This window comes from Geodermatophilus siccatus (genome assembly GCF_900103785.1).
In the GTDB taxonomy this organism is placed as follows: Bacteria; Actinomycetota; Actinomycetes; order Mycobacteriales; family Geodermatophilaceae; genus Geodermatophilus; species Geodermatophilus siccatus.
This window is the reverse complement of sequence record NZ_FNHE01000008.1, coordinates 81,439-93,705: the sequence shown is the minus strand read 5'-3', so window position 1 is coordinate 93,705 and position 12,267 is coordinate 81,439. Positions and strand designations below refer to the sequence as shown.

14 protein-coding genes are annotated in these 12,267 nt (G+C 73.7%); 13 read left to right on the top strand and 1 reads right to left on the bottom strand.

Annotation, left to right across the window (positions count from 1 at the left end; genetic code table 11):
* The first annotated feature begins 195 nt into the window (after nt 1–195).
* From BLS21_RS15585 to BLS21_RS15540, 10 genes are all read left to right on the top strand, one after another.
* The gene (locus BLS21_RS15585) at nt 196–1,482 is read left to right on the top strand and encodes a class-III pyridoxal-phosphate-dependent aminotransferase (protein WP_091220150.1); all 1,287 of its coding nucleotides are present in this window, start codon (nt 196–198) and stop codon (nt 1,480–1,482) included.
* A complete protein-coding gene (locus BLS21_RS15580) occupies nt 1,482–3,074 on the top strand; it encodes an aldehyde dehydrogenase family protein (protein WP_091220148.1) in 1,593 nt (530 codons plus the stop codon). The genes BLS21_RS15585 and BLS21_RS15580 overlap by 1 nt, the downstream gene beginning before the upstream one ends.
* Nucleotides 3,075–3,077: 3 nt before the next feature.
* On the top strand, nt 3,078–3,680 hold the full coding sequence (locus BLS21_RS15575) for a BMC domain-containing protein (RefSeq protein ID WP_091220145.1): 603 nt from the start codon (nt 3,078–3,080) through the stop codon (nt 3,678–3,680).
* Entirely contained in the window at nt 3,677–4,231 is a 555-nt protein-coding gene (locus BLS21_RS15570) for a hypothetical protein (protein WP_091220143.1), read from the top strand. The genes BLS21_RS15575 and BLS21_RS15570 overlap by 4 nt, the downstream gene beginning before the upstream one ends.
* Nucleotides 4,231–4,527, top strand: a complete 297-nt coding sequence (locus BLS21_RS15565; RefSeq protein WP_091220140.1) for a EutN/CcmL family microcompartment protein — start codon at nt 4,231–4,233, stop codon at nt 4,525–4,527. The genes BLS21_RS15570 and BLS21_RS15565 overlap by 1 nt, the downstream gene beginning before the upstream one ends.
* Nucleotides 4,528–4,587: 60 nt before the next feature.
* Nucleotides 4,588–4,869 (top strand): BMC domain-containing protein, encoded by a 282-nt coding sequence (locus BLS21_RS15560; RefSeq protein ID WP_091220138.1) that lies wholly within the window; start codon nt 4,588–4,590, stop codon nt 4,867–4,869.
* Between the two features lie 41 nt (nt 4,870–4,910).
* The gene (locus tag BLS21_RS15555; protein ID WP_091220135.1) at nt 4,911–5,558 is read left to right on the top strand and encodes a microcompartment protein; all 648 of its coding nucleotides are present in this window, start codon (nt 4,911–4,913) and stop codon (nt 5,556–5,558) included.
* Nucleotides 5,558–6,577: a phosphotransferase enzyme family protein gene (locus BLS21_RS15550; protein ID WP_091220132.1), complete on the top strand. Its 1,020-nt coding sequence runs from the start codon at nt 5,558–5,560 to the stop codon at nt 6,575–6,577. Before BLS21_RS15555 ends, BLS21_RS15550 begins: the two co-directional genes overlap by 1 nt.
* Nucleotides 6,578–6,606: 29 nt before the next feature.
* Entirely contained in the window at nt 6,607–7,386 is a 780-nt protein-coding gene (gene fabG / locus BLS21_RS15545) for a 3-oxoacyl-ACP reductase FabG (protein WP_091220130.1), read from the top strand.
* Between the two features lie 93 nt (nt 7,387–7,479).
* The gene (locus tag BLS21_RS15540) at nt 7,480–8,265 is read left to right on the top strand and encodes a GntR family transcriptional regulator (protein ID WP_091220770.1); all 786 of its coding nucleotides are present in this window, start codon (nt 7,480–7,482) and stop codon (nt 8,263–8,265) included.
* 65 nt (nt 8,266–8,330) lie between these two features.
* Here BLS21_RS15540 and BLS21_RS15535 read toward each other — a convergent pair whose 3' ends face one another.
* Nucleotides 8,331–8,690: a histidine triad nucleotide-binding protein gene (locus BLS21_RS15535; protein WP_175479584.1), complete on the bottom strand. Its 360-nt coding sequence runs from the start codon at nt 8,688–8,690 to the stop codon at nt 8,331–8,333.
* A 197-nt stretch (nt 8,691–8,887) separates the two neighbouring features.
* On the opposite strand from BLS21_RS15535, the gene BLS21_RS15530 reads away from it, so the two are divergent.
* The 3 genes from BLS21_RS15530 (at nt 8,888) to BLS21_RS15520 (ending at nt 12,253) form a co-directional block, all read left to right on the top strand.
* Nucleotides 8,888–9,823 carry a putative selenate ABC transporter substrate-binding protein gene (locus BLS21_RS15530; RefSeq protein WP_091220127.1) on the top strand — a complete coding sequence of 312 codons (936 nt, stop codon included), beginning with the start codon at nt 8,888–8,890 and terminating at the stop codon, nt 9,821–9,823.
* Nucleotides 9,820–10,566: a phosphonate ABC transporter ATP-binding protein gene (locus BLS21_RS15525; RefSeq protein WP_091220765.1), complete on the top strand. Its 747-nt coding sequence runs from the start codon at nt 9,820–9,822 to the stop codon at nt 10,564–10,566. Before BLS21_RS15530 ends, BLS21_RS15525 begins: the two co-directional genes overlap by 4 nt.
* A 73-nt stretch (nt 10,567–10,639) precedes the next feature.
* Complete coding sequence (locus BLS21_RS15520) at nt 10,640–12,253, top strand: PhnE/PtxC family ABC transporter permease (RefSeq protein ID WP_245700466.1); 1,614 nt, start codon at nt 10,640–10,642, stop codon at nt 12,251–12,253.
* The last annotated feature ends 14 nt before the right edge of the window (nt 12,254–12,267 follow it).

Sequence of the window (12,267 nt, the reverse complement as noted above, 5' to 3'; positions counted from 1 at the left end):
CGAGCGAGCGGGATGAGGTGTGGCCCGTGCCACACCGGGCGGCATGGTGGCAGCGACGGTCTGGCCGAGTCAATGCCCGGTCGGACCAATCGGCGCGCGAGCTGAACCCTTGACACAAACGGTCTGACCAAACACGATCGATTCACCGACCACAGGACCGCCTGGTACGCCGGGCCCGAACAGCCCGGGTGGCGCATGCACGACTACGGCTCGTTCGAGTTCGACTCCAAGCAGGACGTGCTGGCGAAGTCGAAGCAGTTCTGGAACCCCGACAAGACCCAGTTCTGGTCGGACTCCGGGGTCGACCTGGTGATCGACCGCCGCGAGGGCTACCTGCTGTGGGACATGGACGGCCGGCGCCTGATCGACGTCCACCTCAACGGCGGCACCTACAACCTGGGGCACCGCAATCCCGAGGTGGTGGCCGCCCTCTCCGACGCCATGGCGAGGTTCGACATCGGCAACCACCACTTCCCGTCGGTGGCGAGGACGGCACTGGCCGAGGCCCTGGTCTCGAGCGCACCTGCCTCGCTGACCAAGGTCGCCTACGCGTCGGGAGGTGGCGAGGCGATCGACATCGCCCTGAAGAGCGCCAGGCACGCGACCAAGAAGCGCAGGATCGTGTCGATCGTCAAGGCGTACCACGGCCACACCGGGCTGGCGGTGGCGACCGGGGACGACCGGTTCTCGCGGATGTTCCTCGCCGACCGGCCTGAGGAGTTCACCCAGGTCCCCTTCAACGACCTCGGCGCGATGGAGCAGGCGCTGCGCGGCAGGGACGTCGCTGCGGTGATCATGGAGACCATCCCCGCCACCTACGGCTTCCCGCTCCCCGAGCCGGGCTACCTGGAGGCGGTGAAGCACCTGTGCGAGAAGTACGACGCGCTGTACATCGCGGACGAGGTGCAGACCGGCCTCATGCGGACCGGTGAGCTCTGGGGGATCACCAAGCACGGCATCGAGCCCGACGTCATGGTGGTCGGCAAGGGGATCTCCGGCGGCGTCTACCCCATCGCCGCGGTCCTGCTCAGCGAGCGCGCGGGCGCCTGGCTGTACGAGGACGGGTTCGGGCACATCTCGACCTTCGGCGGCGCGGAGCTCGGTTGCGTCGTCGCCCTGAAGACGCTGGAGATCACCACCCGACCGGAGGTCCGGTCGATGGTCCACTACATCGCGGACCTGATCGGGCGCGGGTTGGAGGCCATCCAGGCGCGCCACCCGGCCTGGTTCACCGGCATCCGGCAGAACGGCGTGGTGTTCGGGCTGGAGTTCGACCACCCCGAGGGCGCGAAGTACGTCATGCGAGAGCTGTACGAGCTCGGCGTCTGGGCGATCTTCTCGACTCTCGACCCCCGGGTGCTGCAGTACAAGCCCGGGATCCTCATGCCGCCCGACCTGTGCGAGGAGCTGTTGGACCGGACGGCGGTCGGCATCGCCCGCGCCGAGGCGGCGGCCGGCTACGGGCGGCGGAGGGCCAGCTGATGAGCGAGGGGACCCCGCAGGTGCAGACGGCCGGTCACGTCCTGGAGCGGGCCCGCTGGGCCGCTCGCGCGTTCGCGCGCTACTCGGCGGCGGACGTGCAGCGGATCGTCGCGGCCGTGGCCGAGGCCGGGCACCGCGACGCCCGGCACTACGCGGAGTGGGCGGTGCGGGAGACCGGCTTCGGTGTGGTGGAGCACAAGACCCTGAAGAACGAGGCGTGCTCGCGCGGCATCGTGGCCGAGTACGCCGGGGAGGACTTCGCCACCCCCCGGATCGACGCGGCGCGCAAGATCGTCGAGGTGCCGCGTCCGGCCGGCGTCGTCCTCGCGCTGACCCCGTCGACCAACCCGGTCGCCACCGTCTACTTCAAGGTGCTCCTGAGCCTGATGACGCGGAACGCGGTCGTCATCAGCCCGCACCCGATGGCCCGGGAGTGCTGCAACGCCGCAGCGGCGGCGCTGGCCGAGGCCGCAGTGGCCGCGGGCGCGCCCGACGGGGTGGTCCAGTGCGTGGCCGAGCCGACCGTCCCGATGGTCACCGCGCTCATGGAGGACCCCCGCACCGACGTCATCCTCGCCACGGGCGGCACGGCGATGGTCCGCGCGGCGTACAGCTCGGGCAACCCGGCGATCGGAGTGGGCCCCGGGAACGTGCCCGTCCTCGTCGACGCCAGTGCCGATCTCAAGGCAGCCGCCCGGCGCATCGTCGAGAGCAAGGCGTTCGACAACTCCGTGCTCTGCACGAACGAGTCGGTGCTCATCGTCGAGGACGCGGTGGCCGACCGGCTGTTGCGCGAGATGGAGCGTTGCGGAGCCGCCGTGCTCGATCGTGCGGACACGGCCCGGCTCAGCGCCTACGTGTTCCCCGACGGCCGGCTCAACGTGGACGTCGTCGGCAGGAGCGCATCCTGGATCGCCCAGCAGGCCGGCGTGCGGGCAGGGCCTCGCACCACGGTCCTCCTCGGGTCCTTCGACGTGGCGGTCCCCGAGGAGCCGATGACCCACGAGAAGCTCTCGCCGGTCCTCGGCGTGCTGCGCGTCCCGGACGCGCAGCGGGGGATCGAGGCAGCACGGGCCGTCGTGCGGATCGCAGGCGCCGGCCACTCCGCGGCGATCCACTCGACCGACCCCGGGACGATCATGGAGTACGCCGCGACGGTGCCCGTCCTGCGAGTGGCGGTCAACGTCGGCAGCAGCACCGGCAGCTCGGGGCTCGACACGAACCTCGCTCCCACGATGACCGTCGGCACGGGTTTCGTCGGCCGCAGCTCGCTCGGGGAGAACCTGCACCCGCGCCACCTGGTCAACTGGACGAAGATCGCCTACAACGCCGACGCCTCGGTGCCGATGGGTGACTTCGCCGGCCTGAGCCCCTGGCGGGACCAGACCGGACCGGTGCCCGGCTATCCCGTGGCCTCGAACGACCGGTCCGCCACGGCTGCACCCGCACCCGGGCGGACGCTGCGCACCGAGCGGATCGTCGCCGACGCCCTGCAGTTCCGTGGCACCCGGCACAACGGCGACGACGAGAGGTTCCGGGCGGAGATCCGCCGGCTCGTCCTCGAAGAACTCTCCCAACTCCGCAAGGGCTGATCCGTGGCTGAGCTGCGCTCCTTCATCTTCATCGACCGGCTGCAGCCGCAGACCATGTGCTACCTGGGCACGTGGATCCGCGGTTCCCTCCCCCGGGCGGACATGGCGGCCCAGGTCATCGAGGTCGCCCCGGGCCTGGACATCGAGCCGCTGACCGACGTGGCGCTCAAGCACGCCGAGGTCCAGGCGGGGATCCTGGTCGTGGAGCGACAGTTCGGCTACCTGGAGTTCCACGGCGACACCGGCTCGGTGAAGGCTGCCGCTGCCGCCGTCCTCGACGACCTCGGGGCTCTCGAGGAGGACGCGACCCGGCCGCAGATCCTGGCCAGCACGATCATCTCGTCCATCGACCACCAGCAGGCGTTCCTGATCAACCGCAACAAGATCGGTTCCATGGCGCTGCCCGGCGAGTCGCTGTTCGTGCTCGAGGTGCAGCCCGCCTCCTACGCCATCCTCGCCACGAACGAGGCGGAGAAGGCCGCGGAGATCAAGGTCGTCGACTACCGCATGATCGGGGCGACCGGACGGGTCTACCTGTCCGGCCGGGAGGCCGACGTCCGGCAGGCCGCCGAGGCTGCCCACGAGGTCCTGGGCAGCCGGACGTGAGCCCGCCGCTCCCGGAGGGCCTGCGGGCGCTCGTCGCCGAGACGGTCCGCGAGGTCGTGCGCGACCTCGTCGCCGCCTCCGCCCGGGACGCCGTCCCGGACGGTCTGCGCGTCGACGGCTCCCCGTCCTCGCGCGTCGACCGGGTCGCCGCCGCCCTGCCGTTCCCCCCCGGTGCGCACGGAGGGGGCACCGGCAACGGTCACGCCCCTGCCCCGGGCGGCGGCCCCGGGCGGGTGGAGTCGGTGCGGATCCGCACCGACGCGGACCTGAACGTGTTCGTGCGCCACCTGCTGACGGTGTTCGAGGACCCTCGCAGCCGGCAGGAGCTGCGCGCCGGTCGCTACCGGTTCTCCCTGGCCCCGGAGCCGCGGTCGTCCCCGGCGGGCCCGGGGCCGGCGCGGCGGGTCGAGCAGGGCGCGGTCACGGAGAAGACGGTGGCCGCCGCGGCTGCGGCCGGTGAACGCCTGGTCCTCGGCCGGCGCGCGGTGCTCACCCCGCTCGCCCGGGACAAGGCCCGCAAGCTCGGCGTCCACGTGGAGAAGGAGCGGTAATGCTGCGAGCGGTCGTCACCGGCAACGTGTGGTCCACCAGGCGCATCGACGGGCTGCCCAGCGGGGCGTTCCTCGAGGTCGAGGTCGCGGGGGGCGGCTCGAGGCTGGTGGCCTTCGACGTCCTGGGCAGCGGCGTCGGTGAGTCCGTCCTGGTCGTCCAGGGCTCGGTCGCGGCTGCGTGGTTCCCCGGCACGCCACCTCCGGTGGACGCGCTGATCATCGGCTCGATCGACGCGCCGGGCGACGACGGCGAGGCCGCTCTACCGGCCGGTTCGAGGATCCCCGGCCGGCGGTAGAGCGCCCCGGTCACCGACGTCTCGCACCGTGCGAGCGGACACCAGAAGGAGCAACCAGACATGGCAAGCAGCGCGATCGGCATGATCGAGACCAAGGGTTACGTCGCCGCCCTCGCCGCCGCGGACGCGATGGTCAAGGCCGCCAACGTGACGATCAGCAGCCGGCAGGAGGTCGGGGACGGGCTGGTCTCCGTGGTCATCACCGGGGAGGTGGGCGCCGTCAAGGCGGCCACGGAGGCAGGTGCCGAGAGCGCCTCCCAGGTCGGTGAGCTCGTCAGCGTCCACGTGATCCCGCGCCCGCACCCGGACCTCGGCAGTCACTTCGACGTCGCCGCCCCCTGACGCACCCCTCGCGTCGCGCACGGACCGGAGGTGAGACCGAGGTGAGCGAGAGCACGCCGCGCACCGAGCTACGGGTGTACCTGCTCGTGGAGGACCTGCAGAAGCAGTTCGCCGCGTACATGGGCACGCCCACCCGCGCCCGCGGGTACCCGCCGTTCGAGCGGGACCACGCCCTGATCATCGAGGTGTCGCCGGCGCTGGCGATCGAGCGCGTGATCGACCTGGCGCTCAAGTCGGTGCCCACCGTGGAACCGGGGATCCTGTACGTCGAGAGGCAGTTCGGCATCCTCGAGCTGCACTCGCGCGTCCTGGAGGACGTCGTCCGGGCCGGGCAGGCGGTCCTCGACGGGACCGGTGCCTCGGCCAACGACCAGCTGCGTCCGCGGGTGCTCTACCAGGACGTCATCGAGGACATCACCGACCAGCACGCCGTGATCCTGAACCGCAACCGGCAGGGCTCCATGGTGATGCCGGGAGAGGCGTTGCTCGTCTACGAGATGACGCCGGCGTTGTTCGCCGCGGTCGCGGCCAACGAGGCGGAGCGGGCGGCACCGGACACCACGCTGGTCGACGTGCAGATGATCGGCGCCGCGGGGCGCATCTACATGAGCGGGAGCGCCAAGGACGTCGTGACGGCCCGCGACCGGATCACCAGCGTTCTCGAGTCGATCGAGGGGCGGGAGCACTGATGGCGGAGCAGGAGACGGCGACCCGGGAGGGCGAGGTCGACCGCGGGGACGACCGGGTGGCCGCTGTCGCGCTGACCAGGTACGGGCTGTCCGACCAGGTGAGCTGCCGGATGATCAACCTCTCCGAGAACGCCACCTACCTCGTCCACGACCCCGGCACCGGGCGCAGCGGCGTCCTGCGGGTCCACCGGGAGGACTACCACACGCGACCGGCGATCGAGTCCGAGCTGGACTGGGTCACCGCCCTCCGGGAGGAGGCCGGCGTCGCCACGCCGGTCGTGCTCCCCTCCGAGGACGGCGAGCGCGTGGTCACCGCCGAGGTCGACGGTGTGGAGCGCCACGCCGTGCTCTTCGAGGTCGCCCCCGGGATCGAGCCCGACGAGCTCAAGGTCCCGCTGGAGAGCTTCGAGACACTGGGCCGGATCACCGCTCGCATGCACCAGCACGCTCGGTCCTGGCAGCGTCCCGCCGGGTTCACCAGGTTCTCCTGGGACTGGTCGTCCTCGCTCGGCGAGGACCCGCGATGGGGCCGCTGGCAGGACGGGATCGGGGTGGGCGGCGAGGAGGAGCGCATCCTCGGCGCGGCCGCGGACCTGGTGCGGCAGCGACTGGAGGCCTACGGGCAGGAACCGGACCGGTACGGGCTGGCGCACGCCGACCTGCGACTGGCCAACCTCCTCGTGCACGACGACCAGGTGACGGTCATCGACTTCGACGACTGCGGCTTCACCTGGTACCTGTACGACTTCGGCACGGCGGTCTCCTTCCTCGAGGACGACCCCCGCCTGCCGCAGTGGCAGGACGCGTGGCTGCGCGGCTATCGCGACATCGCACCGGTTCCCGCCGAGGACGAGGACATGCTCGCCACCTTCGTCATGCTCCGGCGGCTGCTCCTGGTGGCGTGGATGGGTTCCCACTCCCACTCCCGTGAGTGCCAGGTCAAGGGCCCGAGCTACACGGCGGCGTCCTGCGAACTCGCCCGGCGCTACCTCGCTTCGGGTGGTCACTCGCTGCTCTAGACAGCGTCCTCTGAGAGAACGGAGTCGTCGTGTTCACACCAGTCTCGGGTCGGTCCGTCGTCGTGACCGGGGGGAGCAAGGGCATCGGCCGCGGCATCGCGAGGGTCTTCGCGTCCGCGGGCGCCAACGTGCTGATCGTCGGGCGGGGCGCGGAGGCCCTGGACGCGGCGGTCAAGGAGATGGCCGCGTTGCCCGGGGAGGTCTCCGGGCTGCAGGCCGACGTCGCCGACGTCCAGGGCTGCCAGGAGATGGTGCGGACCGCCGTCGAGCGGTACGGCGGCGTGGACGTGCTCTGCGCGAACGCGGGGATCTTCCCCTCCGCGCGACTCGAGGCGATGACGCCGGAGGACCTCGAGGACGTCCTCGCCACGAACTTCAAGGGGATGGTGTACGCGGTGCAGGCGTGCCTCCCCCCGCTGCAGGAGAGCGGTCACGGCCGCATCGTGGTCGTCTCCTCGATCACCGGCCCGATGACGGGGTACCCGGGTTGGTCGCACTACGGCGCGAGCAAGGCCGCCCAGCTCGGGTTCATCCGCTCCGCGGCCATGGAGCTGGCGGGACGGCGGATCACGATCAACGCGGTCCTGCCGGGGAACATCCGCACCGAGGGGCTGGACGACCTCGGCGAGGACTACCTGCAGCAGATGGCCGCGACGGTCCCCCAGGGTCGCCTCGGGCACGTCGACGACATCGCGCACGCGGCGCTGTTCCTCGCCACCGACGAGGCCGAGTACATCACCGGCCAGTCGATCGTCGTCGACGGCGGGCAGGTCCTGCCGGAGTCGTTGATGGCGCTGCAGGAGATGTGACCTGGACGGGGCCCTGCGTCGATACGCTCGTCGTCAGCGGGGTACGTGGGAACACCGGTACTCACGGGGGAAGGCGCAGGGGCTGTCGTGGCGATGGAGCAGGCGGTGGCCGAGAACCTGCAGCGCAGGATGCTCGCCGAGATGGGGTCCGGCACCCTGGCGCCCGGGTCGCGGCTGGGGAGTGAGCGGGAGCTCGCCGAGCACTACGGCGTCAGCCGGGCGACGCTGCGACAGGTCCTCGCCGCGCTGCAGGAGGCCGGTCTGGTGCGACGCGTGCCGGGACGCGGCGGCGGCACGTTCGTCAACCACGCCAAGGTGGAGCGCGACCTGAGCCGGATCGCCGGCGTCCCGGCCTACCTGGCCCGGCAGGGCTACGTCGCCGGGACCCGCGTCCTGTCGACCGGGATGACCGTCGCCGACCACCAGACGTGCTCGGCCCTGCAGTTGAAGCCGGACTCCCTGGTGGTCGACATCCGCCGGATCCGGCTGGCCGACGGGACGCCGATCTCCCTGGACCACGCGCGCTTCCCCGCCGACCGCTTCCCCGGGCTGCTCGAGATGCCCCTGGGCGGTTCGCTGTACGAGCTGCTCGAGCAGGAGTTCGACACGACTCCTGCCGACGCCGAGGAGCTCATCGAGGTCGTCCACGCCACCGATGACGAGGCGGCACTCCTGTCGGTCGAGACCGGCGCGCCGCTGCTCAGCATCTCCCGGACGACCTACGACAGCGAGGGGGCGCCCTTCGAGTTCTCCGGGGACCTCTTCCGCGCCGACCGCACCCGCATCATCACCCGGATCGCCGGGCGGGGGCTGCGCGGCAACTCCCGCCGCAACGGTGAGTTCGTCGAACTGAGCGTCACCGGGCTCGGGCAGGCCTGACGGGGGCGGGCCCGCACGCCCGGGGACCCGGCCCCGCTCCGGCGCGACCCGCGCCGAGGCGGGACTCAGCCGGGCGGCCAGCGCAGGTCGCGGCCGCCCAGCACGTGCAGGTGCACGTGCGGCACGGTCTGCCCGGCCGCGGGGCCGGTGTTGGTGACGACGCGGTAGCCGGGCTCGACGCCGTCCGCGGTGGCCAGACCCTCCTGGAGGGCGACCGCCTCGGCCGTGCGGACGACGGCGCCCAGCAGGTCGGGGTCGGCGTGCGCCAGCGCGGCCACGGTCGGGTGGTGCTCCTTGGGCACGACCAGCACGTGGGTGGGCGCCTGCGGGTTGATGTCCCGGAAGGCCAGCGTCCGGTCGGTCTCGTGCACGACGTCGGCCGGGATCTCGCCGGCGACCATGCGGCAGAACAGGCAGTCGGTCACGTCCTCGACCCTATAAGGACCCCCTCGCCCCCCACGGCCCGCGAGCTCGGCGCGGGCCCCGGCGAAGGGGGCCGGCGAGGGGGCCCGGCCACGCCCTGTGGGGCAGGCCGACGCGGCGTCGGTCAGGATGGCGGGCACCCGTTCCTCTCCCGCCGGAGGTGTCCCGTGCCCGTCCCCGTCCCCCACGCGCGGACGTAGTGAGCACCCGCCGCGCCGCCCGGTCGGGTGGCCCCGATGCCCTGCTCCCCCCGCTCTCCCGCCGCAGCCTGCTGGCCGGCGCCGGCGTCGCCCTCGCCGCCGCGGTGACCGGGTGCGGCCGCTCCGCCGCCTCGGCCCCGTCGGGTCCGCTGCACGTCGGCGCCATCCCCGACCAGGACCCCGAGGTCCTGCAGCGCCTGTACGGCACCGTCGCCGACGCGGTGTCCGCGGCGCTCGACCTCGAGGTCGAGTACACGCCGGTCACCGACTACGCCGCGGCCGTCTCCCTCTTCCGCACCGGCGACCTCGACCTGGTCTGGTTCGGCGGGCTCACCGGCGTCCAGGCCCGGCTGCAGACCCCCGGCGCCGAGCCGATCGCCCAGCGCGACATCGACCAGGCCTTCACCTCGGTGTTCGTGGTCAACGCCGCCACCGGGCTCGCGCCGTCCGGCGAGCTGACCGCGCTGGCCCCGCTGCGCTTCACCTACGGCAGCGAGACCTCGACGTCGGGCCGGCTGATGCCCGCGTGGTTCCTCCGCGAGGCCGGCGTCGACCCGCAGGGCTTCCCCGGCGGCCCCGGCTTCTCCGGCTCGCACGACGCGACGCTGGCGCTGGTCGCCTCCGGCAGCTACCAGGCCGGGGTGCTCAACTCCCAGGTCTGGCGCTCCCGCAGCGAGCAGGGCGCGGTCGACCCGGCGGTCGTGCGCTACGCCGAGAGCCCGCCGTACCACGACTACCACTGGCTGCTCGGCCCGCAGGCCGCCGAGCGGACCGGCGTCCCCGACCTCGCCGACCGGCTGCGGGACCTCTTCACCGGCCTGCCGCCCGGCGACCCGGTGCTGGAGCTCTTCGGTGCGGGCGCGTTCGTGCCGGCGCGTTCGTCGCACTACGACCGGATCGAGGAGATCGGCCGCGACCTGGGGCTGGTCAGCTGACCGCCGTCCTGCGGCTGGACGACGTCACGGTCCGGTACGGCGGGACGACGGCGCTGGCCGGGGTCGACCTCGAGGTCGGTCCCGGCGAGCGGGTCGCCCTCGTCGGCGCCTCCGGGGCGGGCAAGTCCACGCTGCTCGCACTGGCCAACGGCTCGGTGCCGCCCAGCGCCGGGACCGTGCGGGTGCTCGGCGCCGACCCCGCGGGGCTGTCCGCGCGGGACCGGCGCCGGCTGTGGGCGCGGGTGGGCACGGTGCACCAGTCGCTGGAGCTGGTCGGCCGGCTGCGCGTGGTGCACAACGTCAACGCCGGCCGGCTGGCGGACTGGTCGGGGGCCCGGGCGGCCTGGTCGCTGGTGCGCCCGCAGGGCCTGCCCGAGGCGCTGGCCGCGCTGGACCGGGTGGGCCTGGCCGACCGCGCCTTCGAGCGCACCGAGCGGCTCTCCGGTGGCCAGCGGCAGCGGGTGGCCATCGCGCGACTGCTGGTGCAGCAGCCGGACCTCGTGCTGGCCGACGAGCCGGCGTCCGCCCTCGACCCGGTGCTCGCCGACCGGGCGCTGACGTTGCTCGGCGAGCTGGCGCCGGCCCGGGGCGGCGCGCTGGTCGCGGCGCTGCACGACCCCGGGCTGGTGCGCCGGCACTGCGACCGGGTGGTCGGCCTCGCCGAGGGCCGGGTCGTGCTCGACCGGCCGGTCGCCACGCTGTCGGACGCCGACCTCGCGGAGTTCTACGGGGTGACCACGTGACCGAGCTCGCGAGGTCACGCGCTGGTGGAGCGCGCTCCGGCACGGCGCTGACGAGCGCCAGCGAGGAAGCGCCGTGACGCTGACCGCCGACCACCCGACCCGGCCGACCGCCCCTCCGCTGCGTCGCGACCGGCGCCGGTGGGCCTGGGGCCTGGGTGCTGCGGTGGTGGTGGCCTGGTCGCTGGCGGGCGCCGGGTTGTTCAGCGGCGACGTGCTCAACCCCGGCGGGTCGGCGCAGTTCGGCCGGTTCGCCGCCGCGGCGCTGGACCCGGCGGCCGACGCGGCGTTCCTCGGTCTGCTCGCCCGGTCGGCGCTGGTCACCGTCGCCTACGCCGCGGCCGGCACCGCGCTGGCGCTGCTGCTGGGCGCGGTCGGGGCGCCGCTGGTCGCCCGCACCACGTGGGGACGGCGCCGCGCCGGCTGGCTGGCCGCCCGCGGCGTGCTCGCCGTCCCGCGCGGTCTGCACGAGGCGGTGTGGGGCCTGCTGCTGGTCAACGTGCTCGGCCTGGACCCGTGGGTGGGCGTGCTGGCCATCGGGATCCCCTACGGCGCGGGATCCGCCAAGGTGTTCGCCGACCTGGTCGACGAGGTGCCGCGCGGGGCGTACCGGGCGCTGCGGGCGGCCGGGGCCGGGCGGACGGCGGCCGCGCTCTACGGGCTGCTGCCGCCGGCCGCGGGCGGGCTGCTGTCCTACGCCCTCTACCGGCTGGAGTGCGCCGTCCGGTCGGCCGTCGTCCTCGGGATGGTCGGCGCCGGCGGGCTGGGCTACCAGCTGGCGCTGTCGTTCGCGTCGCTGCGCTGGGAGCAGGTGTGGAGCGCGGTCTACGCGCTGTCGCTGCTCTGCCTGGTCGCCGACGTCGCCGGGCGGGCGCTGCGCCGGCGGGTGGCCGCGCCGCCGGCGTCCGCCCGCCGGGACCCGGTGCTCACCGCGGCGGTCGTCGGCACCGTCGTCCTGGTCGGGTGGTCGTGCTGGTACCTGGCGCTGTCGCCGGCGTCGCTGGTGTCGGAGCGCACGGTCACGCAGCTGCGCCACCTGCTGGGCGCGGCCTGGCCCCCGGCGACCGACGGGGACCTGCTGCGCAGCCTCGGCGTGCTCGCGGTGGACACGGTGCAGATGTCGGTGGTCGCGATCGCGGTCGCGCTGCTGGGCACGGTGCTGCTGGCCGGTCCGGCGGCGCGGCCGGCGGGCAGGTCGTCCCCCGGACGGCGGGTCGCGGGGGCGCTGGTGCGCGGCGGGCTGCTCCTGCTGCGCGCGGTGCCGCCGCCGGTGTGGGCGCTCGTGCTGCTCTTCGTGCTGCTGCCCGGGGTGCTGCCCGGCGCGCTGGCGCTCGGCGTCCACACGCTGGGGGTGCTGGGCCGGCTGGCGGCGGAGGCCACCGAGGAGCTCGACCCGCGGCCTCGGGCGGCGCTCACCGCGCTGGGCGCCCGGCCGGCGGGGGCGTGGCTGTACGGGGTGCTGCCGCGGGCGGCCGGGCCGGTGCTGGTCCACGCGCTGTGCCGGTGGGAGGTGGCCGTCCGCGACACGGTGCTGGTCGGGCTGCTGGGCGCCGGCGGCCTCGGTGCGCTGCTGGCCTCGGAGCTGGCGACCTTCGACTGGGCCGCGGGGACGACGGTGCTCGCCGCGGTCGTCGTCCTGACCTGGGCGGTCGACGTGGTCAGCGACCGCGCCCGCGCCGCCCTCCGCTGAGCGCTGTCATGCCC

Coding starts and splice junctions, on each gene's coding strand:
- BLS21_RS15585 (WP_091220150.1), top strand. CDS start 196: ATGCACGACTACGGCTCGTTCGAGTTCGACTCCAAGCAGGACGTGCTG.
- BLS21_RS15580 (WP_091220148.1), top strand. CDS start 1,482: ATGAGCGAGGGGACCCCGCAGGTGCAGACGGCCGGTCACGTCCTGGAG.
- BLS21_RS15565 (WP_091220140.1), top strand. CDS start 4,231: ATGCTGCGAGCGGTCGTCACCGGCAACGTGTGGTCCACCAGGCGCATC.
- BLS21_RS15560 (WP_091220138.1), top strand. CDS start 4,588: ATGGCAAGCAGCGCGATCGGCATGATCGAGACCAAGGGTTACGTCGCC.
- BLS21_RS15550 (WP_091220132.1), top strand. CDS start 5,558: ATGGCGGAGCAGGAGACGGCGACCCGGGAGGGCGAGGTCGACCGCGGG.
- BLS21_RS15540 (WP_091220770.1), top strand. CDS start 7,480: ATGGAGCAGGCGGTGGCCGAGAACCTGCAGCGCAGGATGCTCGCCGAG.